This is a genomic window from Paractinoplanes polyasparticus, from assembly GCF_019710575.1.
Taxonomy (GTDB): Bacteria; Actinomycetota; Actinomycetes; order Mycobacteriales; family Micromonosporaceae; genus Actinoplanes; species Actinoplanes polyasparticus.
In genome coordinates, this window is the sequence record NZ_JAHWFK010000019.1 from 58,123 (window position 1) to 82,272 (window position 24,150).

20 protein-coding genes and 1 pseudogene are annotated in these 24,150 nt (G+C 71.6%); 7 read left to right on the forward strand and 14 right to left on the reverse strand.

The window, feature by feature from the left end; genetic code table 11:
• Positions 1-103: 103 nt before the first annotated feature.
• Positions 104-628, forward strand: a complete 525-nt coding sequence (locus tag KXC43_RS19385) for a 2'-5' RNA ligase family protein (protein WP_221377498.1) — start codon at positions 104-106, stop codon at positions 626-628.
• Here KXC43_RS19385 and KXC43_RS19390 read toward each other — a convergent pair.
• The gene (locus KXC43_RS19390) at positions 599-2,773 is read right to left on the reverse strand and encodes an MMPL family transporter (RefSeq protein ID WP_221377499.1); all 2,175 of its coding nucleotides are present in this window, start codon (positions 2,771-2,773) and stop codon (positions 599-601) included. The two genes, KXC43_RS19385 and KXC43_RS19390, sit on opposite strands and share 30 nt — an antisense overlap.
• Positions 2,774-2,844: 71 nt before the next feature.
• Here KXC43_RS19390 and KXC43_RS19395 point away from each other — a divergent pair, with 71 nt between their 5' ends.
• On the forward strand, positions 2,845-4,986 hold the full coding sequence (locus KXC43_RS19395) for an ATP-binding protein (RefSeq protein WP_221377500.1): 2,142 nt from the start codon (positions 2,845-2,847) through the stop codon (positions 4,984-4,986).
• On the opposite strand, the gene KXC43_RS19400 is transcribed toward KXC43_RS19395, so the two are convergent.
• The 4 genes and pseudogenes from KXC43_RS19400 to KXC43_RS19415 all read right to left on the reverse strand — a co-directional run.
• Positions 4,911-5,363, reverse strand: a complete 453-nt coding sequence (locus KXC43_RS19400) for a response regulator (protein WP_221377501.1) — start codon at positions 5,361-5,363, stop codon at positions 4,911-4,913. The genes KXC43_RS19395 and KXC43_RS19400 overlap by 76 nt on opposite strands.
• Positions 5,360-6,928 carry a PP2C family protein-serine/threonine phosphatase gene (locus KXC43_RS52775; RefSeq protein WP_221377502.1) on the reverse strand — a complete coding sequence of 523 codons (1,569 nt, stop codon included), beginning with the start codon at positions 6,926-6,928 and terminating at the stop codon, positions 5,360-5,362. Before KXC43_RS52775 ends, KXC43_RS19400 begins: the two co-directional genes overlap by 4 nt.
• 31 nt (positions 6,929-6,959) lie before the next feature.
• On the reverse strand, positions 6,960-7,796 hold the full coding sequence (locus KXC43_RS19410) for an LLM class flavin-dependent oxidoreductase (RefSeq protein ID WP_221377503.1): 837 nt from the start codon (positions 7,794-7,796) through the stop codon (positions 6,960-6,962).
• 17 nt (positions 7,797-7,813) lie between these two features.
• Positions 7,814-8,086, reverse strand: a pseudogene (locus tag KXC43_RS19415) (chlorophyllase); the annotation flags it as partial.
• Positions 8,087-8,452: 366 nt separating this feature from the next.
• Between KXC43_RS19415 and KXC43_RS19420 the strand changes: the two are divergent.
• Complete coding sequence (locus KXC43_RS19420; RefSeq protein ID WP_308129150.1) at positions 8,453-9,010, forward strand: TetR/AcrR family transcriptional regulator; 558 nt, start codon at positions 8,453-8,455, stop codon at positions 9,008-9,010.
• Here the strand turns inward: KXC43_RS19420 and KXC43_RS19425 are convergent.
• Positions 9,001-9,342 (reverse strand): DoxX family protein, encoded by a 342-nt coding sequence (locus tag KXC43_RS19425; RefSeq protein WP_221377505.1) that lies wholly within the window; start codon positions 9,340-9,342, stop codon positions 9,001-9,003. The two genes, KXC43_RS19420 and KXC43_RS19425, sit on opposite strands and share 10 nt — an antisense overlap.
• Positions 9,343-9,367: 25 nt before the next feature.
• Positions 9,368-10,504, reverse strand: coding sequence for a winged helix-turn-helix domain-containing protein (locus tag KXC43_RS19430; protein WP_221377506.1), 1,137 nt, complete (start codon positions 10,502-10,504; stop codon positions 9,368-9,370).
• A gap of 400 nt (positions 10,505-10,904) precedes the next feature.
• Here KXC43_RS19430 and KXC43_RS19435 point away from each other — a divergent pair, with 400 nt between their 5' ends.
• The 3 genes from KXC43_RS19435 to KXC43_RS19445 are packed head-to-tail and all read left to right on the forward strand — an operon-like array spanning position 10,905 to position 14,411.
• The gene (locus tag KXC43_RS19435; RefSeq protein ID WP_221377507.1) at positions 10,905-11,417 is read left to right on the forward strand and encodes a hypothetical protein; all 513 of its coding nucleotides are present in this window, start codon (positions 10,905-10,907) and stop codon (positions 11,415-11,417) included.
• Between the two features lie 41 nt (positions 11,418-11,458).
• Positions 11,459-13,048 (forward strand): ATP-binding cassette domain-containing protein, encoded by a 1,590-nt coding sequence (locus tag KXC43_RS19440; RefSeq protein ID WP_221377508.1) that lies wholly within the window; start codon positions 11,459-11,461, stop codon positions 13,046-13,048.
• A complete protein-coding gene (locus KXC43_RS19445; protein ID WP_221377509.1) occupies positions 13,041-14,411 on the forward strand; it encodes an aminotransferase class V-fold PLP-dependent enzyme in 1,371 nt (456 codons plus the stop codon). The genes KXC43_RS19440 and KXC43_RS19445 overlap by 8 nt, the downstream gene beginning before the upstream one ends.
• Before the next feature lie 46 nt (positions 14,412-14,457).
• Here KXC43_RS19445 and KXC43_RS19450 read toward each other — a convergent pair whose 3' ends face one another.
• From KXC43_RS19450 to KXC43_RS19460, 3 genes are read right to left on the reverse strand one after another with little or no spacing between them, the layout of a single operon-like run.
• Positions 14,458-15,837 carry a hypothetical protein gene (locus tag KXC43_RS19450; protein WP_221377510.1) on the reverse strand — a complete coding sequence of 460 codons (1,380 nt, stop codon included), beginning with the start codon at positions 15,835-15,837 and terminating at the stop codon, positions 14,458-14,460.
• A complete protein-coding gene (locus KXC43_RS19455; protein ID WP_221377511.1) occupies positions 15,834-17,270 on the reverse strand; it encodes a hypothetical protein in 1,437 nt (478 codons plus the stop codon). Before KXC43_RS19455 ends, KXC43_RS19450 begins: the two co-directional genes overlap by 4 nt.
• A complete protein-coding gene (locus KXC43_RS19460) occupies positions 17,267-20,359 on the reverse strand; it encodes a hypothetical protein (RefSeq protein ID WP_221377512.1) in 3,093 nt (1,030 codons plus the stop codon). The genes KXC43_RS19455 and KXC43_RS19460 overlap by 4 nt, the downstream gene beginning before the upstream one ends.
• A 402-nt stretch (positions 20,360-20,761) precedes the next feature.
• Here KXC43_RS19460 and KXC43_RS19465 point away from each other — a divergent pair, with 402 nt between their 5' ends.
• Positions 20,762-21,856, forward strand: a complete 1,095-nt coding sequence (locus tag KXC43_RS19465) for a hypothetical protein (RefSeq protein ID WP_221377513.1) — start codon at positions 20,762-20,764, stop codon at positions 21,854-21,856.
• On the opposite strand, the gene KXC43_RS19470 is transcribed toward KXC43_RS19465, so the two are convergent.
• From KXC43_RS19470 to KXC43_RS19485, 4 genes are all read right to left on the reverse strand, one after another.
• Positions 21,857-22,519, reverse strand: a complete 663-nt coding sequence (locus tag KXC43_RS19470; protein WP_221377514.1) for an HAD family hydrolase — start codon at positions 22,517-22,519, stop codon at positions 21,857-21,859.
• A 134-nt stretch (positions 22,520-22,653) separates the two neighbouring features.
• Positions 22,654-23,007, reverse strand: coding sequence for a DUF6204 family protein (locus tag KXC43_RS19475; protein WP_255644393.1), 354 nt, complete (start codon positions 23,005-23,007; stop codon positions 22,654-22,656).
• A 44-nt stretch (positions 23,008-23,051) separates the two neighbouring features.
• Positions 23,052-23,582 (reverse strand): alpha/beta hydrolase, encoded by a 531-nt coding sequence (locus KXC43_RS19480; RefSeq protein WP_221377515.1) that lies wholly within the window; start codon positions 23,580-23,582, stop codon positions 23,052-23,054.
• Positions 23,583-23,591: 9 nt separating this feature from the next.
• Positions 23,592-24,140 carry a hypothetical protein gene (locus KXC43_RS19485; protein WP_221377516.1) on the reverse strand — a complete coding sequence of 183 codons (549 nt, stop codon included), beginning with the start codon at positions 24,138-24,140 and terminating at the stop codon, positions 23,592-23,594.
• Positions 24,141-24,150 lie beyond the last annotated feature (10 nt).

The window sequence follows — 24,150 nt, forward strand, 5'->3', positions numbered from 1 at the left end:
CGCCCGGTGAGCCGAGGCCGGCTGCTGCGCGTCACGACCCGGGCATGACATTCGTCAGGGCCGCACTCTGGCGCCGCGCCGCCCCGGGCACCAGAATGCGGCGATGGAACCGACGCACAGCGCCCTGATCGTCGCCGTCGCCGAGGCCGAGCCCGCCGTGGCCGTCCACCGCGACCGCCTCGACCTGGCCGCCTCGTGGGGGGTGCCCGCGCACATCACGGTCTGCTACCCGTTCCTGCCGCCGTCTCGCATCGACGCGCACGTGCTGGCCGGACTGCGCCAGGCCGCGGCCGGGGTGCCCGCGTTCTTCTGCGCCCTGACCGGGGTGGGCTGGTTCGGCGAGCGGGTCGTGTGGCTGGCCCCCGAACCCGCGCACCCGTTCCAGGCCCTGACGGCCGCCGTCTGCGCCCGGTTCCCGGCCGCCCGCCCCTACGACGGCCTGTTCGACGAGGTCGTGCCCCACCTGACCATCGGGCACGACCATCCCCCGGCCGACCTGAAGGCCGCGGCCGGCGCCGTCGCCGAGCACCTGCCCATCCACGCCCGGGTGACCAGCATGCGCCTGGCCGTCGGCACGCCGGCCCCCGGCGCGACCTGGTCAACCCTGGAGGAGTTCGCGCTGGGCTGAGGGTGAGCCGTCGGTCACCACCGGCTCGGAGTCCAGCTCCGGCTCCGGCTCGGGCTGAGGCTCGGCCCCGGAGGCTCGCTGCCGGTCGAGGCGGCGGGTCAGGGCTCCGCCCTCGACGTCGACGTCGGGCAGCAGCCGGTCGAGCCACCCGGGCAGCCACCAGGCGGCGTTGCCCAGCAGCACCATCACCGCCGGCACGAGGATCATGCGGACCACGACCGCGTCGAACAGGATCGCCATGCCCAGGCCGAACCCGATCGACTTGATGACAGCCTCGGGGCCCAGCATGAACCCGAAGAACACACTCATCATGATCAACGCGGCCGCGGTGACGACCCGGGCTCCGTGCCGGAAGCCGCTGATCACCGCGTCGCGGGCCTTCGCGCCGTGCACGAAGGCCTCGCGCATGCGGGTCACCAGGAAGACCTGGTAGTCCATGGCCAGGCCGAACACGATGCCGATGAGCAGGATGGGCAGAAAGCTGATGATCGGCCCGGTCTGCAGGAGCCCGAACCGGTCGGCCTGCCAGCCCCACTGGAACACCGCCACCAGCGCGCCGAACGTGGCCGCCACCGACAGCAGGAACCCCAGAGTCGCCGTCAGCGGCACCAGCACCGACCGGAACACCAGCGCCAGCAGCACGAACGCCAGACCGACAACCAGGATCAGGTACGGCGCCAGGGCGCCGGCCAGCTTCTCGCTGATGTCCACGTCGACCGCGGTGGCGCCGGTGACCCCGAGCACGCCCTCGGTGTCCCGCAGCCGGTGCACGAGATCTTCGGTGGCCCGGTCTTCCGGGGCGGTGGCCGGGACTACCGTGACGATCGACGTGTCGCCGGCCACGTTGGTCGCCGGCGGACTGACCATCGCGACCCCCGGCAGGCCTTCGAGCGTCGTGCCGGGCACGACCACCACGGTCAGCGGGCCGTTGAAGCCCGGCCCGAAACCGTCGGAGAGCTGGTCGTACGCGCGGCGGGGGCTGGTGTCGGCGGCCGCGCTGCCGTCGGTCGGCAGCCCGAGGCGCAGGTCGGTGGCCGGGATCGCGATCGCGCCGAGGCCGAGCACGGCGGCCAGCAGGGCCGGCACCGGGTGACGGGCGATCACACGCACCCACGTGTCACCCAGCGCCGGGCGGGCGGTCCTGTCCCGTACCTGGGCCGGGGTGATCTTCGCGCCCGCGTACCCGAGCAGCGCCGGCAACAGCGTCAACGCGATCAGGACGGCCACCGCCACGGTGCCGGCCGCCGCCACACCCATCTGGCTCAGGAACGGGATGCCGGCGACAGTCAGACCGGACAGGGCGATGACCACGGTGAGGCCGGCGAACACGACAGCGTTGCCCGCCGTGCCGACCGCTCGCCCGGCCGCCTCGGACCGCTCCCGCCCGGCCCGGAGCTCGGTGCGGTAGCGCGACACGATGAATAGCGCGTAGTCGATGGCCACGGCCAGCCCCAGCATCATCGCCAGGGTCGACGTCGTGCCCGACAGCTCGGTGAAGCGGGTGGCGATGCCGATCCCGGCGAAGCCCAGCGCCACCCCGATGATCGCGGTCAGCAGCGGCAGGCCGGCCGCCACCAGCGACCCGAACGTGACGAGCAGGACGAGAGCGGCGATCACGACACCGAACACCTCACCGATCGGGGCGTGCCCGGCGGCCTGCACGGCGTCGCCGCCGACCTCGGCGATCAGCCCCTCGGCCCGCGCCCACAGGATCACGTCGTCCAGGCCCTGCCGGGCGGCGCCGGTCAGACCGCTCGGCGGCACGCTGTAGGTGACCTGCACGTACGCGACCGTGCGGGCCGAGTTCTGCGCCGGGTCACTGACCGTGGCGACCTGCGGCGAGCTCTTGAGCGAGGCGACCGCCCGGCTCACGGCCGCCTCGTCCAGCACGTTCCCGCCGGGCTGGGCGAACACCACCCGCGCGGTCGCCCCGGCCGTCTGCGCCCGGGCCTGCGGGAACCGCTCGGCCAGCAGGTCGATCGTCTGCTGCGCGGGCGTGCCCGGAATGCTGAACGAGTCCGTGGTGGGCCTCTGCAGCAGCACCATCCCGGCCAGCGCCGCGACCAGCACACCCAGCCAGGCCAGCAGCACCGTCCGGCGGTTGCGGAAGGAGTACCGGCCCAGCCGGTACAGCAACGTAGCCATACCCTTCACGGTCCTCGCGATCGGCGCCGCCCACGTCGTGTTCGCGCAGAAAGCCGGGTTAGGGTCGGATCATGACCGAGTGGCTGCCCGAACGCGTCGCCGCGGCCGAGCGGGAGTCCGGCACCAGCTTCGACCTGACGGCCTGCGTGCGGGAACCCATCCACCGGCTCGGCGGGGTCCAGTCGTACGGTGCCCTGCTCGCCGTCGAGAACGACCGGGTGACGGTGCTCAGCGAGAACGCCGCCGCCGTGCTGGGCGTCGGCGACCTGGCCGGGATGCCGATCGACCAGCTGATCGGGCCGCAGCAGCGCGACCTGCTGTGGTCGCTCGCCGACACCGACGCCGGGCAGACCGCGATGATGCCGCTGGAACTGGGCCCGCGCCGGTTCGACGTGACCGTGCACCGCTCCGGCGCCCGCGTGGTGCTGGAGTTCGAACCGGGCCCGGACACTCCCGAGTTCGGCAACCTGTACGCGCCGGTGCGCCAGGCCCTGGCCCGGCTGCAACGCGCCGGCACCGTCGTCGAGGCGTGCCGGGCCGCCGTCCGCGAGATCCGCGAGCTGACCGGCTACGACCGGGTCGTGGCCTACCGTTTCGAGGACGCCGACGGGCCGGGCGAGGTGATCGCCGAAGAGGTCGCCGCCGACTGGGAACCGTGGCTGGGGCTGTGGTTCCCGGCCACCGACATCCCGCCGCAGGCCCGCCGCCTGTACGAGCGCAACTGGATCCGGGTCATCGCCGACGTCGACGACGCCACCGCCCGCCTGCGCCCCGACGGCGAGGCCCTCGACCTGTCGCTGTCGGTGCTGCGTACGGTGTCGCCGTTCCACCTGGAGTATCTGCGCAACATCGGGGTGGCCTCGTCGATGTCGGTGTCGCTGCTCGACGACGGCCGACTGTGGGGGCTGATCGCCTGCCACGGCCGCGAACCCAGGGTGCTCAGCCCGCAGACCCGCGCCGCCTGCGAGTTCTTCGGGGTGGCGCTGTCGCTGCACCTGGCCGCCCTGCGGGAACGCGACGAGTCGGCGGCGCGCGAGAGCTCCCGGACGGTGATCGCGCGGCTGCTGGAGCGGTACTCGCTGGACGTGCCGGTGCGCTGGTCGCTCGACCCGGCCGGCCTCGAGCAGGTCGTCGACTGCGACGCCGTGCTGGTGCGCACCGACGGCATCGTCGTCTCGTCGGCCGACGACACGAGCGACGTGGCGGCGCAGCTGACCGTCCCGCCCGCCGGGGAGGTCTGGCACACCGATCGCCTGCCCGGGCCGTACCCGGGGGCGTTGGTGCTGCCCTTCGGCGCCGACGGCGACTGCATCGTGTGGCTGCGCCGCGAACGCAGCGTGCCGCGGCGGTGGGCGGCCGACCCCCGGACGCCGGTGATGCTCGGCCCGCACGGCGAGCGATTGACCCCGCGCGGCTCCACCGCCGTCTATCTGGCCTCGGTGCGCGGGCGGGGCATGCCGTGGTCGACCACCGACCTCGCCATGGCGGTCGAGCTGGGCCGGGCCGTCACCGGCGTCGCGGTGGTGCACGCCCGGCAACTGGCCGAGCTCAACGTCGACCTGGACGCGTTCGCCCACGCCGCCGCCCACGACCTGAAGGAGCCGCTGCGGGGGATCGCCAACACCTCGACGTTCATCGCGGAGGACGCGGCGGGGCGGCTCGACGACGTGACACTGCGCCGCCTGGAGTCGATCCAGCGGCTCGCCACGCGGATGGATTCGCTGCTCAACGCCCTGCTGTCGTACGCGCGGCTGGGGCGCACGGCGCTCAACGTGTCCTCGGTCCGGGTGCCCGACGCCGTCGAGCGGGCTCTGGACGTGGCCGGACCGCGGCTCGCCGAGGCCGCGGTCACCGTCACACCCCGGCCCGACGTCCTGGACGCCGATCCCCTGCTGCTCGACCAGGTGCTGGTCAACCTGCTCGTCAACGCGGCCAAGTACGCCCGTCCCGAGGGCGGCCACGTCGAGGTCGGCGTCGCCGACGGCGCCCTCTATGTCCGCGACAGCGGCATCGGCATGCCCGCCCACCTGCGCGAACAGGCGTTCCAGCTGTTCCGGCGGCTGCACCCCGAGGCGGCTCGCGACGGTTCCGGGGCCGGGCTGGCGATCGTGCGGCGCATCGCCGAACGGCACGGCGGTCACGCCTGGGCGGACGACTCCCCCGGCGGCGGCACCACCATCTGGGTCACGTTCGGTTCGCGGGACCGCCAGTAGTCCAAGGTCTGCGCGAGCACGCTCTGGAACAGCGCGAAGTTGATCGGTTTGTAGATGTAGCTGTCGGCGCCCGCCGCGTAGCAGGCCTCCGCCTCCGCCTGGTTCTCCGAGGACGTGAACACCACCACGCGCAGCGCCTCGAACACGGCGTCCGCCCGGACCCGCCGGATCACGTCGAGACCGCCCTCACCGGGCATGTTCAGGTCGAGCAGCACCAGCCCGGGCCGGGCCTGCCCGGTGTCGTTGAGCCGGGGCAGCACCCCGTTGCCCGAGCGCAGGAACTCCAGCCGCACCTCGGGGTGCGACCGGCCGATGGCCCGGGCTATCGCCTCGATGTCCTCGTCGGAGTCCTCGACGACCAGCACGAGATCAGTCACGGTTCTGCCCTCACCCTCAACGCCAGCAGGGCGATGTCGTCGGACGCCTCGGCGCTGGTGCTCAACTCGTCGACCAGGGTCTGCACCGGCACGCCGCCCAGCCGGTCGAGGGCCCGGGCCAGGCCGTCCTGCTCGAACATCTGCCCGTCGCCGTCGCGGCTCTCGGTCAGCCCGTCGGTGAACATCACCAGCGTGTCGTGGCGGCTCAGCCGCAGCGTCGAGGAGCCGAACTGCGGGGAGTCCAGAACCCCCAGCGGCACACCGCCCCCGGAGCCTCGGCTCGCCCCGCCGGCGCCGCGCATGACAACGGGCGCCGGGTGCCCGGCCGAGGTCCACTGCACGGCGTACCCGTCGTCGTGCGGCCGCAGCAGAGCCACGGCCGCGGTGATGAACCGCCACGAGCCGTCCAGCCGCAACCGCGCGTTGAGCCGGGTCAGCGCCCGCTCCGGCGACAGCCCCTCCTGCAGCAGCGCGGTCAGCGTGTGCCGGGCCATGCCGGTCAGGGCGGCCGCGTCCACGCCGCGCCCGCACACGTCGCCGATCACCGCGGCGACCACGCCGTCGTCACGCACCACCACGTCGTAGAAGTCACCGCCGACCTCCAGCACCCGGTCCCCCACGGTGTAGGACGCGGCCAGCTCGAGCCCGCCGGCGCGTGGCAACCGGGTCGGCAGCAGGTGCTGCTGCATCCGCGCGACCTCCTGGCGGCGCTGCTCGTACAGCGTGCTGTTGTCGATCGCGAGGGCGGCCCGGGCGGCCAGGTCGCGCAGGAACGCCGGCGGTGGGATGCGACCGGCCGGCCGGTCGAACAGGAAGACCAGCATCCCGATCACCCGGCCCCGGGCCCGCAGCTCCAGGGCGTGCTCACCCGGCTCGGCCAGGCTCTGCACCGCGTCCGGGTCGTGCAGCAGCCGGCCGAGCAGGCGCATGTCGACGTGCACGGCGCTGCGCAGCACCGGCTTGCCGTCCTCGTAGACGAAGACCAGGCAGCCCTCGGCGATCGCCGGGACGGCCATGCGTGGCACCCGGTACATGGTCTGCTCGGTGTCGAGCACCGCGTCCATCTGCAGCGACGCCTCGGCCAGCAACGCGTCGCGAACCTGTTGCTCCTGGTCGACGCGGGCCTCCGAGAGCCGGCGTACGGCCTCGTGGGTGACCTCGATGACCTGCTCCAGGCACCGGCCGACCAGCGCGGCGTCGCCCGTGTCGTCCAGCGCGACCAGGATCGTGCCACCCGCCTCGCCGGGCTGGTCGAACCGGGCCGCGACGACCCGGGTGACCCCCTGCTCGCGCAACTCGTCGCCGGCTCCGATCACCCGGGCCGGACCGGCCTCGCCGGGCGCCAGCCGTTCGACCAGGTCCCGCAGGTCGCCGGTGAGGGGCAGACCCTTCCAGCGGTACGCGAGGACGGTGTCGCCCTGCACAGCGTGGCGCAGCCCCCACACCGCCCGCACCCCTGGCAGCTCCTGTAGCGGGGGCAGCACCAGTTCGGCCAGCTGCTCGCGGGAGCTGATGACGACAGCCGCGCTCCACAGGCGGTGCAGCGCCGCCGACCACTCCGTCACGCTGCGCCCCCGATCACTTGCCTCCCAACAACTATCCCCCGCCGGGAATGATCCTGTCAGCCAGCCAATGAGCCAGTCCGGCGGGGTAGGGAGCTTGCGGACTGAGCACGAAATGGCGGAACCCGGCGTCCAGCGCCGCGGCGATCGCGTCCCGGGTCCGCTGCGGGTGCTCGTGGTCCACGGCGAAGTGCACCGAGCGGGTGATCCCGGCCGGGTCGCGGCCGATCTGCTCGCAGTAGCGGTCGAGCAGGGCGCTGCGGGCCACCACGTCGTCGTGGTCGCCGCCCGGGATGTTCCAGATGTCGGCGTGCCGGGCGGCCACGCGCAGGGTCGCCGCGGACCGGCCGCCGATGAGCACGGGCGGCACGCGTACGGGCTTGGGGTTGCCGAACGCGCCGGTCAGCCGCACCTGCTCGCCGGCGAAGTCGAACGGCGCGGGCTCGGTCCACAGCCGCCGGATCACCGTGCACGCCTCGTCCAGGGCGGCCACGGCGTCCGCGGTGGCGGCGAAGGGCAGGCCGTGCGCGTCGTACTCGCGGCGCCCGAGCGGGTGGTCCGGGCGCGAGCCGACGCCGATGCCGAACTGCAGCCGCCCGCCCGCGATCACGTCCACCGTGGTGGCGATCTTGGCCAGCACGGCCGGCGGCCGGAACCGGTTGCTGCTCACCAGCACGCCCAGCTCGAGCCGGCTGGTCTGCGCGGCCAGGGCGGCCAGCAGGGTCCAGCCCTCCAGCGCCGACCCGTCCAGGTCGCCCCCGATGGGCATGAGGTGGTCGAACACCCAGGCGTGGTCGATCGCCTCGACCGTGTCGGCCTCGCGCCACACCCGCACGATCTCGTCGTAGCCGACGTTCATGGGAGCCGTCATGATCCCGAAAGTCGGCTTCACTTCGACACCCCCGGCGTGGGCGCGCCGGTCAGGTAATCGACGGTGACCCGCTGGATCAGGGCGACCCGCTCGGGGTTCTCGTCGGTCGTCTCGGCGGCGCCGGCCCCGACGACGCCGCCCAGCGAGTGCTCGGCGCCGGGCAGCGTGAGCAGCGTCTTGGGGCCGGGGCTGTCGTGGAACGCGTCAGTGAGCCAGTCCGGACCGCGGGTGGTGCTGAAGTCGGGGTTCATGAAGGCGAAGTGCTCGGCGGCGAACGGGCTCAGGTCGGCGGGGTCGGCCGGCCCGGACACGCGCAGCTGGAGCTCCCCGAGGCGTACGGGCTTGACGGAAACGATGGTCTTCACGCTGCTCCCAGCTTCAAGCGGAACGTTGCTCCGCAAACATACGGAGCCGTGTTCCGATTCGCAAGGCCCAGCTTGTTCTTGGTCGTGGTGATCCTGAATACGTGTGGCATGCTGGTAAAAGGAGCGATGTTCTGGCTGTGGACAGCGGCGCTCTGGCGGCTCGGCGGTGTAACGCCCTGTGGACAGCCGGCACGCTGCGGCGGCGGGAACGCGTAGGGTTCGGTCCCTGCCCCGGGTGGGAGGGGGCTGGGGATGGCGGCTGAAGGTTTGATCTTGGCTGGAGGAGCGTGCGTGGCGGGCAAGCGGGCGGACGCCCGGCGTAACGAGGAATCGCTGCTGGACGCGGCGGCGGCCGTGTTCGTGGCGGCGGGGGTCGAGGCGCCGGTGCGCGACATCGCGGCCAAGGCCGGGGTCGGCATGGGCACCATCTACCGCCACTTCCCCACCCGCGCCGATTTGATCATCGCCGTCTACCGGCATCAGGTGGAGGCGTGCGCCGCGGCCGGGCCGGCGTTGCTCGGCTCGAGCTCCACGCCGTACGTGGCTCTGGGCCGGTGGATCAGTTTGTTCGTCGACTTCCTGGTCACCAAGCACGGGCTGGCGGCGGCGCTGCAGTCCGACCAGGCCGGGTTCGAGGCGCTGCACGCCTACTTCCTCGACCGCCTGGTGCCGGTGTGCGGGCAGCTGCTCGACGCGGCGGCCACGGCCGGGCTGATCCGCGGCGACGTGGAACCGCTGACGCTGATGCGCGGGGTCGGCAATCTGTGCATCGGCGCCGAGACCGACGTGCGCTACGACGCCCGCAAGATGGTCGAGCTGCTGATCGCCGGGCTGCGCGTTCAGCCGTAGTGGGCCACGCCGGCCACCAGCGCGGCCGTCACGGCCACCAGGAACACCGACGGCCCGAGCAGAGCGCGCGAGCCCACCCGCAGGTGCGCGATCAGCGCCCCGACGAAATAGAGCACCAGCCCGCCGGCGGCGAGCACCCCGAGCAGCGGCACGACGAATCCCGCCAGCAGGCCCAGCGTGCCCGCGGCGAGCAGACCACCGAGCACGGGCACCCACGAGCGGGGGATCCGCTTCACGTCGGCCTGGGTCTTGGGGTACTCGTGGCCGATCAGGTAGGTGACGGCGGCGCTGCCGGTGAGGAACGCGGCGACCAGGGTGACGACGGCATGCATGACACCAGGACGAGCCGGCCCGCCTCTATGTGACAGCGGCCAGCTGGAACTGTTCGAAGCGCGACAACGCCCGGTCGACGGCGTCGCGGTGCGTACGGTCGGAGCCGTCGCCCGTCCACGTCCACTGCTGCACGAGCAGCCGGCGGGCGGCGCGGTCGGTCTTGAGGTCGATCGCGGCGACGACGCGGTCACCGGCCAGCACGGGCAGCGCGAAATAGCCGTACCGGCGCTTCGGTTTCGGCACGTACGCCTCGAACACGTGCTGGTAGCCGAAGAACAGCTCGAGCCGCTCGCGCTGGATGATCAGCGGGTCGAACGGCGACAACAGGTGCACCGAGGCCGGGTCGGGCGCGGGCGGCACGGTGTCGAGGGTTTCCGGGGCGGCCCAGTGCTCGACGCCGGCCACCGTCACCGGCACCAACTGCTTGCGGCGTACGCGGGATTCGATCAGCTCCCGCGCGGCCGGCTTCAGCTTCGGCGCGTGGAAACACACCGACGGCAGGCTCACCACCCCTTGCGCGCGCAGCGCCCGGTCGAGGCGATAGGCCAGCTCCTGCCGCGCGGTCGCCGGCCGTGGGGGCTTCGACCAGCCGAAGTGGCGGTCCGTCAACTCGTACGTCTTGAGCATGCCGGCCCGCTCGCTGACGGTGAGCAGCCCCCACGTGACCGCGATCTCCAACGCCAGTTTGGACGGTTTCCGGCTGGCCCACAGCCAGTCCTTGTCGACCAGCACGTCGTCGGTGATGTCGCGGATCGTCAGCGGCCCCCCGTCGCGCACCCGCGCCACCACCCGCCGCACGTCCTGCGGAGTGGCCGCCGCGTGCCAGCTGAGCCACGGCCCGGTGCGCAGCTGCCGCATGCGAGGCAGGAAGAACCGGACATCCTCCGACGGCGCGTACGACAGGGCGTGCGTCCACACCTCGAAGACGCTCTTGTCGACGCTCTGCGCCTGCGTCAGATCGGCGCGCCGGTAACCCGGGATGCGGCTGAACAGGATGTGGTGGTGAGCCCGCTCGATCACGTGGATCGTGTCGATCTGCACATAGCCCAGATGCCGCACGGCTGCCGCCACCGCCTGCGGCCCCGCCCCGAACGGTTCCGCGGTGTCGAGGCGTTGCGCCCGCAGCCAGATCCGTCTCGCGTCCTCGATCGACAGGTGCACGCCATGACTTTAGGGCGTCCGGGGTTGTCCGGGATCGGTGCCCGCCGGCCACCCGCAGCGCCTGCTGCCACTGCCCGACATAACCGGCGTCGGGGTGCAGCGCCCGCACCACCGCCAGCACCAGGTCGGCGTTGACACGACGCCGGTGCGGCCGGAAACAGTCGGCGACCGTTGTGCGCGCCGCCAGCTCGTACCCCGGCCGCCCCTCGGCCCGCCACCCCGCGTTGACCCGGTCCTTGATCGTCTCGTACGACGGGTCGCCCGCCCACACCTTCATAGCCCCGCAGCATCCGCACAAGCTCGTCGAGCCTTGTGACCGCAGCCGGATCCGGTGGTGACACAGCCGACACGCTATCGACCGCGGGCAATCGGCCGGCCGGGCGCTCTAGGATGGCCCGCTGTGGAACAGCCCGTGATCTCGCGCCGCCGGCGCCGTGCCCTGATCGCCGTCATGGCCGTCGTCTTCGTGGTCGCCGCGGCGTTCACCGCCTACCTGGCCGGAGTGTTCGACGACGAGGGCAGCTACCGCAGCGAACCCCGGGCCTGCGCCGCCCTGGAACCGAGCCTGCCCCGGCTGGGCGCCACCTACGTCCCGAAGGACGACGGCAAGAACAACTGCGGCCTGTGGCTGCCCGGCGCCGACGACGCCCCGAAGATCACCGTCGCGTACGCGGTGATCGCGCCCGCCCGCGGCGACGCCCCCGACGCCGCGAGCAGCAAGCTTCAGGAGTTCGCCGCCCTGGGCTTCAGCGTACTGCCCAACCTGGCCGACGAGGCCTACATCCGCGACACCAACCTCTACTTCCGGGTCAGCAACCTGCTGGTCGGCATCACCACCGAACCCGACCCCGCCACCACCCCGGCCGCTGTCCTCGCCTTCGCCCGTGATCTGGCCACCCACCTGCAGTCCTGACGGGGACTCGTATTGTTGTACGCCTCCAGTAGCGTGGCCGCATGCCTCTTGTGGACTCCGCCAATGGACTCTCCCTCCAGGCAGCACGCCTGGGCCAGGTGGTCCGCGGTGGCCGGCGCACGCTCGACGACGTCTCGCTGAGCGTGCGGGCCGGCGAGCTGGTGGCGATCATCGGGGCCAGCGGGGCCGGGAAGACCACGCTGCTCGACGCGTTGTCCGGGGTGCGGCCACCGGCCGAGGGCCAGGTGCGGTTCGGCGGGGGCGGCGGCCCGGTCGGCTATGTGCCGCAGGACGACATCATCCACCAGCAACTGCCACTGCAGAAGACGCTTCAGTACGCAGCCCGGCTGCGCCTGCCACCTGCCGACGCGCACCGCCGGGTTGCCGAGGTGCTCGACGTGCTGGGCCTGTCCGAGCGGGCCGGCACCCGCGTGGGCGACCTCAGCGGCGGCGAGCGCAAACGGGCCAGCGTGGCGGTCGAGCTGCTGGCCCGGCCCGGAGCGTTGTTCCTGGACGAGCCGACGTCGGGCCTCGATCCGGCGGCGGCCGCGGAACTGCTCGCCGTGCTGCGCCGGCTGGCTGCCGACGGGGTGCCGGTGGTGCTGACCACGCACAACCCGGCCGACGTGGACCGCTGCGACACCGTGGTGGTGCTCGCACCCGGGGGGAGGCTGGTGTTCGCGGGCCGGCCCGCCGACGCGCCCGGCCATTTCGGCGCGGACGACGTGGCCGGCATCTACGGGCGGCTGGCCGACGCTCCGGCCTGGACTCATCCGCCCGAGCCGGTCACCGCCCCGCGCACACCGGACGCAGCGACGCACACGCCCGGCGTACTCAATCAGATAGTGCTCCTGACCCTCAGGAACGTTGCCCTGTTGCGGGCCAACCCGCTCACCCTGGCGATTCTGGCCGGGTCGCCGCTGGTCATCCTGGCCATGTTCCTGATGCTGTTCAAGGCCGGCTCGTTCGACCCGGCCCGGCCCGACCCCGCCACCACCGTGATGATCCTGTTCTGGATCGCGTTCGGCGTGTTCTTCTTCGGGCTCAGCTACGGCCTGCTGCAGATCTGCACCGAACTGGCGATCCTGCGCCGGGAAGTGTTCGCCGGCCTGCGCCGCGGACCGTACCTGGCCGCGAAGATCCTGCTGCTCATGCCGATGCTCGCCGTGGTCGACCTGCTGCTGCTCGGGGTGCTGCGCTGGCTCGACCGGCTCCCGGCGTTCGACGCCGGCCTCTACCTGACGACCCTGCTGGCGTCGGCGTGCGCGCTCACCCTCGGCCTGCTGTGCTCGGCCCTCGTGTCGGACGTGGCGCAGGTCGGGCTGCTGCTGCCCATGCTGTGTTTCCCGCAGGTGCTGTTCGTCGGCGCGATCCTGCCGGTACCGGTCATGGCGCCGGTCGGCCGGTGGATCAGCTATGCGATGTCGAATCGGTGGTCCTTCGAGGCGCTCGGGCACTCCGCCGGCGTCGAAGAGCTGTGGGCGTCCGGCGCGTCCCCGCTGGGGCCGCCGCTGCTCGCCACCTACGGCGACACGTTCAGCCGGGCCCTGTGGATCGACTGGACCATCCTGGCCGGCATGACCCTGGTGTTCACCGCCGCGACCTGGGGGGTGCTGCGCCGCCGTGTCTGAGCAGTTCGACCAGCTCCGCGCGACCGAGTACGCCCACCTCGACGCCGGCGGTGAGGTCTACCTCGACTACACCGGCGCCGGGGTGTACTCGCAGTCGCAGCTGCGGCATCACCACGAACGGCTGGCCGCCCGCGCGTACGGCAATCCGCACTCGGAGAACCCCGCGTCGGCCGCGTCCACCGCCCTGGTCGAGCAGGCCCGCGGCGACGTGCTGCGGTTCCTCAACGCCGACCCGGCCGAATACGCGGCGATCTTCACCGCCAACGCGTCGGGGGCGTGCCGGCTGGTGGGCGAGGCCTACCCGTTCGGCCGCGGCCGCGACCTGGTGATGACCTTCGACAACCACAACTCGGTGAACGGGATCCGCGAGTTCGCCCGCCGCGCCGGGGCCCGCCGCCGCTATGTGCCGCTGACAGCGCCGTCACTGCGTATCGCCGACGACGACGTGCGCACAGCGCTCCGGCGGCGGCGAGGACTGTTCGCGTTCCCGGCGCAGAGCAACTTCACCGGGGTGCAGCATCCCCTCGACTGGGTCGGCCGGGCCCACGACGCCGGCTACGACGTGCTGCTCGACGTGGCCGCGTTCCTGCCGACCAACCCGCTCGACCTCAGCACCGTGAAACCCGACTTCGTGCCGATCAGCTGGTACAAGGTGATGGGCTTCCCCACCGGCGTCGGCTGCCTGGTGGCCCGGCGCGACGCCCTGGCGAGACTGCGGCGGCCCTGGTTCGCCGGCGGCACGATCGCCGCGGTCAGCGTGGGCTCGGAATGGCACCAGCTGGCCCCGGACGAGACCGCCTTCGAGGACGGCACCCTCAACTTCCTCGACATCCCGGACGTCTCGTACGGCCTGCAGTGGCTCACCCGCATCGGGCGCGAAGCGGTGCGCTCGCAGGTGGCGGCTCTGACCGGCGATCTGCTGGCCGGGCTGTCGCCGCTGACCCACGGCAACGGACGGCCGCTCGTGCGCCTGTACGGGCCGCCCGACACCGCCGGGCGGGGCGGGACCGTCGCGTTCAACCTGCTCGACCCGGACGGCGTGGTGGTGGACGAGCGCCTGGTCGCCGCCGAAGCCCTGGCCGAGGGCCTGTCCCTGCGAACCGGCTGCTTCTGCAACCCCGGCGCCGGCGAAGGCGCGTTCGAGATCGGGCGGCGGGTGCTGCGCGGAATGCGCGGCTGGGGTGTACGCACGGTGGACGACTACCTGAAAGTGATGGGCGTGCCGACCGGCGGCGCGATCCGCGTGTCGTTCGGAGTGGCCTCCACAACCAGAGACGTGACACGGCTGCTGGAGTTCGTGGCAAAAACCTACCTCGACCGGACCGCGTCGGCGGAAGGCCTCGCCCCACGCCTGCGGTGCTGACCTCCACGATCCCTACCGTGTGTTTCGATCCGGTGCTCGGACGTGCCTAGAGGTTCTTCAGCATCTGCTCCTGGACGAGTCCGTTCGCCATCAGCAGCGCGTTTGCCACCGCTTCGATCTGGTCGCCGCCCATCGGCAGGATGACGCCCTCCGCGGACGTGCCGGTCGCGGCGAGTGTCTCGATGCCGAGACGCGGTGGCACGTTCGTTCCGACGAAAACACGTGTGAGCGGGACTTCGGGGTCGGCCAGAAGCGTGAGCTGAACGTTGTCGAACTCGATGATGCCCGTGCGGGACCGCTCGATGTCGCTGAGCATCTGGTCCACGACCCGCGCCGTTGCCAGGTCGGTCGACTTCACCTGGGTGGCCAGCACGACGACGGCCTCGCCGCCCCGTCCGTCGGCGGACAGTCGGCGGACGATGATCGCGTCGTCGTAGAACTGGGCCAGTTGCCCCCGGCCGCCGGCCGGCGCGCGAACCTGGGTGCGGCGGGTGACGACCTCCCATCCGCCGCCCGAAGCCGCGTTCAGCCGCTTCGCCACCTCCTGGGCGTCGTTGAGCGCCTGGGCGTACACGGCGCGGTAGGCCCGGGTGGACATGGTGAGCATCTCCGCAAGCAGGCCCTGGAGTCGCCAGCGGAGCCCTCGGGCCTGTTCCAGTGTCTCGACCGCCTTCATACCAGCCACCAGCTTTCCCACGGTGAACCAGTGATCGGCGTTGGCCCGGACGGCATCCCCCATGCAGGCCACGGCAAGTCGCTCCGGGTGGCCCGGCGCCAGACTGTCGATGTAGGTGTCGAGCGCCAGCAAGGCCTTGGCGCCGTCACCGCTGGGCGTGACGGCTTCGATACGGCGGATCACTCCGTTGAGCCGGTCGCGGAACTGCTTGGTCCGGCTCGGTGAGATCCGCTTGCCGACGGCAGCCACCAAAGCTGCGGCAGCGCCCCGCAGGACGGGGGTATCGCCGGTCGTGCAGGCGTCCCGGAACGCCACGAGCGCTGTCCGGACCGTTTCGTCCCGCTCGGCCAGCTCGAACAGACGATCCCACCAGTTCGGCCGGAGATCGCCGGACGCCAGTCGCCCGGCGCGCGTACGGATGCCGTGGAGGATTTCGTCGACCTCGCGCCTCGCCCGGGTCAGATCGGAGCCGCGCACCTTCGTCGCCCGTAGTGCGTCACCGAGGTCCTGTGCGCGCTGTCTGACGATCAGCCGTGCCGCGTCGTCGCCGGTCGCGACCAGCCGCTCGTGGGCCTGACCGAACAGATCCAGCGCGACCGCCACCGCTCCGTCCTGGGCGGCCACCCGGCCGAGGGCGTTCTCTGCCCGGCCGAACAGCATGCGGTTGCGGGTCACCCGGCCCAGCGCCATCCGGATGAACGAGTCCTCGATGGCCTCCTCGAACGCCCGCGTCGCGCTGCCCGCGTTCACGGCTCGGCCGGTGTCTCTGACGGTGGCCCGGGTTCCACCGCGGGCGCCCAGACGTGCATCGCGACCGGGACGAGGCCGGCCGCGACGGCGACGCCACCCTGCAGCGGGACGATGAGGACGGCGGCGAGGTTGGCGGCCACCTCGTTGCCGGACGGCGGGCCGCCCAGGGCTTTGCGCTGATCAAGGATCGCGTAGTACTCGTCCAGGCGGTCGCGGTACCGCTCGATGCTCCGGTAGAGGTCGTAGCCCGTCAGCATCAGGTCCACGGCGACCCCCACCGGCGGCGCGGCGACATAGGCGGCGGTCAGCAGGACGAAGCTGCCGGCGGTGTACGCCCAGGCTGCGGCGGACGAACCACCGGCACCCGAGATCACCTGTCCGACGGCGGCCGCTTCCGGGGTCGACCGTACCCAGCCGAGCTCCTCCGTCGCCTGCTGCAAGATCGGCGCGAACCGCCACGGCCCGGCGGTGTCGGCGTCGTCGAGTTGCTCGCTGACCTGACGGATCGGGTCCGGCCCGGTGGCGTCGCGGGCCGGTGTCGCGTACGTCCGATCGTGCTCCTTCCAGGAGCTGTCCCAGCACCTCAGCAGGGCGGTCCGGATCCGGTCGAGCAGATTGCGGTCGGTGCCGCCCGCGGTGAAGCGGTCTCTCCTCGGCTCCGGATCCGACAGATTGAGCCAGGGCAGCAGCGGCGAGTCGCTCGCGGCCCGGGCCACATAGCGCTGGAGCGCGGCGGTCTGCTGAGCAAGCTCCCGCTGCTGGGCGTCGAACTCGGCTCGGTTCGCCGGCGAGCGGCGCATCCACCGGTCCTCGACCTCCTCGATGTCGATCCGGCGGCGGGCCACTTCAACGAGGAAGACGCGGACCTCGCGGGCCCGGCGAACCGCCAGTCCGGCGCCGTCGAGCCGCAACTCCCGGTCGTCCGGCGAGGTCTTCGGCACTCCGGTGAGATAGCGGTGGCATTCCCTGAGCACTTCCACCCGGCTGTCGCGGAGACGGGCCCGGGTCAGGCCCGCGGCCCGGTCCTCGGCCCGTATCAGCCATGTCCGTACGCGGGCGTCGAAGCGCTCCACCTCGTCGTCCCACAGGTCAGCGACGGCGGCCTCGGGGTCGAGCACCGCGTCCACCGAACCCATCGCGGTGATCCGGGCGCCGGTCAAGGGCAGGTGCGCCGGGCCGGGCCGGACAGCGCGGTCAGCGTTGCCACGCAGGGCGGCGCCGACCACCAGCAGGCCCCCGTATCCCTGCAGCATGTGGACCGTGGCAACGAGTTCCGCGGTCCGGTCGCGGTCGGTGGTCACCTCGAGTGCGCCACCCTGGAACGGGATCACGGACCGGGCCGGCGCCGGGCGTGCCCCGCCACCGGTCGGTGTCGCGGCCCTCGGCGCGGTTTCGGCCCGGGGCGGCGCCACGGCCGCCAGCAATCGGATCATTCGTCCCGCGGCTCCTGCACGAGGCTGATCCGTAACGTCGGCGCCGCCTCCTGATCCGGGTCGGAAGTGTCGTCCTGGTCCAGTAGCGCCTTGCGGCGGGCGGCCTCAAGTTCCCGGATCCGTGCCTCCGCCAGCGCCAGTCGCGCCTGGGCCTCCCGCTGCTGCTCGGTGTGTTCCTCGCACCCGGAGCAGTCTCCCAGCCAGGATTCGACGCTGATGCCGGGCGTGGGGAGCACGACGTGGTCGGTCGCGATCTGTCCGCCCGCCTCCAGCGCCTCCTCGGCCGCCTTCTCCATCCGGTCGGAGAGGTTCGTGACGACCTTCGCGATCGTGGTCTCGGCGACCGGGGTCAGCGGAATCGCCAGGTTCGGGCCGTCACAGGCGACGACGTGCGGCTCGAACGTGCCGACCCGTAGCGCCGGCGCCAGGTCGACGATCCGCTGCAGCTGCTCGCTCGGCGGCATGCCTTGGAAGAGCACGAACCGGTAGTAGTCGAGGTGCTCGTTGAGGTGGGCGAGGAGCGCCTCGCGCCGTTCGAACGCGGACCCGACGACCTCGGCTCCGAACTTCATCTCGAGCCGGTCGGCGACCGTCGCCTTCTGCTGTTCGTTGTTCGCCCGCTCCAGCGCCGCCTGGGCCTGCTCGAGGCCGGCTCCTTCGGACTCTTTCGACTCCCACTCGCGGAACTTGTCCCGCAGGGCCGCCAGTAGTCCGGGGATACCGCCGTCGACGACGTTGTAGCAGCCACTGTCCTTCAGGCGCGGGTACCACCACCACCACGGTCCGCCGAGCGCGCCGGACGACGCGGCGAACAGCCCGGCGTCTTCCTTCTCCTTCTCAGACAGCGATCCGAGCTCGCCCAGCGCCGGGAAGCCTCCCGGCGGCGGGGCCGCCGCGACGAGCCGCCGTGCATTTTTGGCACCGGGAGACGCGGTCGAGAGCAGGTCGGTCAGCGTGGCGATCAGCCCGTCGCCGTACTTGGTCCTGACCAGGCGCATCCACAGCCAGCGACCGGCGTCTGTCACCTCCGTAGCAGGGGGAGGGATCTTCCAGTTGCCGATCGACTTGTAGGCCGGCGTGGCGTCGGCGCCTGGGAACGGCGCGAATCGCTTCTTCAGGTCGGTGAGGATGGCCTGCAATGGCTTGATGTGCGGGTTCGGCGGCTTGTCCTCCTTGACGTCCTCGTTGACGGTCCGTTGCCGTTCCTGGTCGAGCTCGGCCTTGGCGTCGGTCGCCAGGCGCTTGATCTCGTCCTCCGCGTATTGGTAGGCGGCCAGGAGCCGACAGGCCTCGAAGCCCTCCACCAGGCCGGCGTCGAGCAGACCCGCTCGCAGTGTGGCCTCGTGGGCGCGGACGGTGAGGCCGTCGAACCGCCGAGTCGGCTCGGGGTTGGGGACCAACACGACGAGCCGGACGGCCGCCCGGTTGAAGACCACGTCGATCTCGTAGTGGGCGAGAACCTCATGGAAGTTGAGGGTCAGCGTGTGGCAGACATTGGGGTTGCGGATCTGCCGGACCACCTCGTTCATCGAGGTCCGCTCGACCGACTCGGTGATCCGGGTAACCCGGCGCGAGGTCACCCGCGTCGCGGCGCGGGTCACCGACTCCCGCATCCGTTGCGAGGAGTTGCGCGCGGTGATGGCCAGACCGGCGTCGTTGGTGACGCCGCCGTCGGCGTGGACGGTGATCGAGGCGACCCCGGGCGAGTACGAGGCGTCGAGCGACGCGTTCGCCTGGGCGTGGAAGTCGTTGCTCTGCACGATCTCCCGGAAGACATCCTCGGTGTCGCGGGTCGTCGACGTGTAGTCGAAGGTCTGCTCGGTCTCAGTCTCTGCGAGCTGGTCGAGCGACTTGGCCCGGCGTTCCCAGCTGGCCACCGTGATTCGGGTGTCCTCCCCGGGCGCGAGGGCCAGCGAGGACAGGAGGTTCCCGCGGGTGAACCCGGTCAGCTTCCACGTCTGCTTCCACGGCAGCAGGATGGCGATCGGCAGGCCGGCCTTGGAGAACTGCGGCGCGTCTGCCGGCTTCGGGTCGGTCGCCGTGGTGCCGCCGCCGGCGCCGGTCACCTTGCCGTCGAAGTTCTGAAGGTGCCCCCAGTCACGCCGCACCCTGCTCAGGTCCCAGCGGAGATCGCCGAGCGGGACGTACGCAGGACCGAGATTCACCGGGGGCGGCCAGTCGGGATCGGGCTTCCATTCCTTCTGGGTGGAGATCCGGACCCCCGTGCCGTTCAGCACGAAGGCCCAGTTCCCCTCGGTGCGCAGCATCCGCACCGCGTCGCCGTCCAGTGGGACCCGCACCATGCTGCCGTCCTTGGCCGGGATCACCGGAGCGGCCAGGAACTCGGCGAGGTCCGCCACCACGAATGACTTCGCCGCGGGCGTGGTGACGCCCTGCCCGCCCTCAAGCTGGACGGTGACGATGCCACCGGAGTTGTTCGGGGCCCGTGCCTCGCCCGTCTCTATGAGCGAGCGGATGGCAGGCTCGGTGAAATGCACCGTCCCGTCCGGCCCCTCGAAGTCACGAGCCGCGAGCAGCTGGTCGAGCCGCTCGGCGGAAATCTGCATTGTCTGTGCCTCGGCCTGCAGCCGGACCACAGTCGGGCCACCCTCGTCCCGGTGGGCGACGGCCAGCACCGGCTCTCCGGCGCGGAGCGCCGCAACGCTGTCCGGGCCCAGCCCGACAAGCGCCGGCCTACCGTCGAGATCGACAGTGCCCTCGGCGATGACCCGCTCCGCGTCGGTGACGCGGAGCGTACGAGCCTCGCCGGCGAGCGCCCTCTCGAAGTCCGGCGACTCCCACATCCCGATCGGGGTGGCGGCGACCCGGCCGGAGGCCCCTGTGGCCCGCAGTGCCGGCGCACCGCTGGTCGTGGCGGGCCGCGGCTCGACGACGTCGCCGTCCGCGTTGAGCACGATCGGCGTGACGGTGATCTTGCCGTCCGCGCCCCTACGCTCGTCGTAGAGCCGGATGAACTGCCCGAACCGGAACTCTCGGGTGACACCCCAGATGGGCAGGTTCTGCCGGCAGTTGTCAGAGGTGAGGACCGGGACGACGGTCTCTCCCGGTGCTTGCCCGCCAGATGACATGAAGTCAGCATCCCGGGTACGCGGTGATGTCAGAGGAGCCCATCGTTGATCTGACAGTTACTCCACGGCTCGGCTCCGGGCAGGCAGCCGATGATCTGCTGGCACCCCACGCCCACAGTGCGCTGGGCAGACCTTGCGACAGTCCGAAGAGGGCACAGCCCGTTACAACATAGCAGTGATTATGGTGTCTTCGACTTTGCGGCGTGTCTCGATTAGTGGATTGCCGTTATTTGTAATCCAGTAATTTGCCAACGTTCCGGATGGCGAGCGTCGTGATCGGAAAAAGCGAGAAATCTTGAGAGAGTGCGTTCAGGAGAAGCCCAACCAAGGCGCACCGGCCGCACTGATCTGGCGTCGGGCGGAGCGGTCGATCGTCCCCAATGGACTGGTAGCGTCCCGGGCATGCGTCGTCGAGGGCTGCTCATGTTTGCCGCTGGACTGCCGCTCGCGGCGGCCGGACTGGGTGCCACGCCGGCTACGGCGGCCACCGCCATGGGCCCGCCGCGTGGGCGGGTCGCCGGGCTCCTCGCGCGCGAAGACCATCTCGTACGCCCGGGCAACCAGACGCGGCTGCGCGGGCTGGTGTTGCGGCTGCCGTGGAGCGTCGCGCAACCCACGCCGGGTGCCGGCTTCAGCGACGAGGCGAAAGCCCTGCTGGACCGGGCGGAGGATGTTGGCTACCCGTTCCTGAAGCTGCGCCTGGTCGCCGGGGCGGAATCGCCGCCCTGGGCCCTCGAGCTCGGTGACGGTCCGCTGACCGGGTGGAAGGATCCGGAGGACGACAGCGAGCACACCGTGCCGCAGTGGTGGCACGACGACTTCCTCACCGCCTACGAGGAACTGCTCGTGGAGCTGGCCTGCGCCCTCAAGGGGCGGTCACGCTGGGCCGAGGTGACAGTCTCGGCCACCTGCACTCTGTACGCGGAGCCGTGCGTCAAGCAGCTCGGGGTGGCGGCCAACCGTGGCAAGGCGCTCGCTGCCGGCTACACCGACGCGGCGGACCAGGCCGCCTTGCGACGGTCGATGGCGGCCCACGACCGGGTTCTCACGCCGTTGGGCATCACCTCGTCGGTGGCGTACAACCCGTGGCAGACGATCGACGACGGCGCGGTGAAGGTCTGCCCGGCCACCACGATCGCCCTGATGGAGCACCAGAGGAACACCATGGGCGCGTACGGCGTCTGGGCGAACAACTCGCTGAGTGCACGGTGGGCCGGTGACGAGCCGGTACAGACCCGGCCCGAGTACGAGGCGATGTACCAGCACATGGCCGCGGCCGCCGGGGATGGGCATCCGGTGCAGCTCCAGACCGCGACGCTCGCCAAGATCCAAGCGGCGCAGGGGTCGGCCTACGCCACGGCATCCTGGGCGGCCCGCCACGGCGCCGTTTCGGTCGAGCTTCCGCGCGGGTGGGAGCAGGACGACGACCTGATCGACCGGGACCGCGCCGACGAGCTCAACCTCCGGTTCGCGGACAACGCCGCGGCCACGTTGTGATCACGGCGCGCCGCCGGCGGCATCGACGGCAGCCTGCAGCGAGGACACCACCGGCACCCCGAGCTGCGCGAAGTGTTCGCGGGCGTGCAGCGCGTCCTCGCCGGCGTGGTAGATGACGCACCGCACGCCGCACTCCTGAGCCGCGCGGGCGTCATCGACGCTGTCGCCCACCAGCAGCACCTGCCACGGTTCCAGGCCCAGGCACCGAAGATGGCGGGCCAGATGGGGCGCCTTGTGAGCCAGATCCGTCCCCGTGCTGCCGTCGATACGCGCGAAGTACGACGCAATGCCGGCCGCGGACACCAGCGGCAGCAGTTCCGGATGCGGATACATCGACAGCAGCGACTGCGTTCCCCCCGTGTCCGCCCATCGACGCAGCGCTGCCGACGCGTCGGCGGTGAGGCTCACGGCCGAGCGATGCCGGGCGTACGCCTCGCGGAAGCACTCGTCCAGGCGTAGCTGCTCCTCAGCGTCCAGAGTCCTGCTGACCAGCCGCTCGTAGAACAACGGGATCGGCTGGCAGTGGTGTCGCTGATAGTCGGCCCGGGTGATGGACGGGAACCCGCAGGCCCGCAACGCGTCCATGGTCGCCGCGATGAGAGCGCCGCTGTCGCCGAGAATCGTGCCGTTCCAGTCCCACACGATGTGCGCCGTGTCCCCCACCGCGAGCACCTCCCCACCGGGAGGCGCCCTTGGGACCAGGGAACCGGCCGAGCGTGGCGGATGATCATCCGTCGCAGCGCCTCTCGACCCGCATCAGCACGGTAACAAGGCGGGACATGCCCGCGACAGTCAGCTCAGAGTTGACGAGTGGCCTCGCGGCGGCCGCGCTTGCCCAGCGGCACCTCGGCCATGTCGACCGTCTGCACCGACACACCCTTGATCGGATAGCCGCGCCCGGCCATCCACGCCTCCGCCTTCGACCGGGCACGCACACCCGCCGCCGGCACCTCGTCGGGGCCGTCCACCTCCTCGGCGAACCGGAACGTGAAGAACGGCCGCGCCGGCAGGTCGTACGCCAGATACCCCTCCGCGGTGTACTGCGTGTTCATGAAGTCATGAGCCGCCGACTCCGCCCGCAACTCCGCCACCTGCGCCTCGCTCAAACCGTCGAAGCTGCCCCGCACCGTCACCCGCACCGAACGACCCATGGCCCCAGCCTGCCAAAACCCGCCCCGGCCCGAAACCGGATTACTCACGGCCAGCCGACCTCGTCCAGGAACTCCTCGACCGCCACCACGATCCGGGCCAGCACCGCGATCGTGTCCGTCAACGGACCCGGCACATACATGCCATGGTTGGCCGCCGGCACCTCCACCACATAGGGCGACAACCGCCGCGCCGCAGCACGATCCCACAGCGGATCAGCCGAACCGCCCACCAGAAGAAACGGCGCCGTCGCCCGTTCCAACGCCGCCGTCAGCCACACCGCCGTCAGGACCGGAGTCAGCCACACCGCCGGCAGACTCCGGTCCGCCGCCAGACCCGCCGCGAAACACCCCAGCGATTTCCCGATCAGCAACGGCTGGCCCGGCAGGCCGTCGAGCACCGGGGCCACCTCACCCTGCACCCACGCCTCAACGCCCGGCCCCGGACCCGGCGGCTCCCCCGCCCACTCATGCCGATGCACCACCGCGCCCCGCTTCTCCGCCACATCGCCCGCATACATCGGAAGCGGAGAACCGGGCCCGAACCTGCGTCCAGGAATCACCACCGCATCGGCCATGCCGTGACGCTATCGGGGCTGAAAGCGGAACGCGATGCCCCGCGGATCATCCACCTCGGCCAAACCATCCGTCACGGTGAACGCCGACAACCGGTCCAGCGCCGCAGCCGCCGACGAGACATCACTCAGCTGCACCGTGAAACCCCGGAACGCCAGCCACGTGTCCACACCCACCTCATCCGGCCCCAGACCGTCGATGTCACCCGACACCGACGCCACCACCCGGATCCGGTCGCCCCGCTGCTCGGCCACCCGCACCGCCACCCGGTCGTACCGGTGATGACCGCGGAAGTACACACTCGCCTCGGCCGGCTCCGCGAACGACGCGCACGACACCTCGGCCCCGGCCATCGCCCGCCAGTCAGCCGCCGCCCACGGCAACCAGTCCAGATCCAGGGAGGCCCGCTCCCCCCGCACCGGCTCCAGCGGAACCGAACACGTCCACGTCAGCGCCGGGGACAACCCGATCACCGGATTGTCGAACAGCAGCCCGGACCAGCCGCCACCCTCGGCGGCGATCAGCGCGCGAGCCTCCAGCCCGCCCTTGTCGTCAGCCACGCGCGGCAGT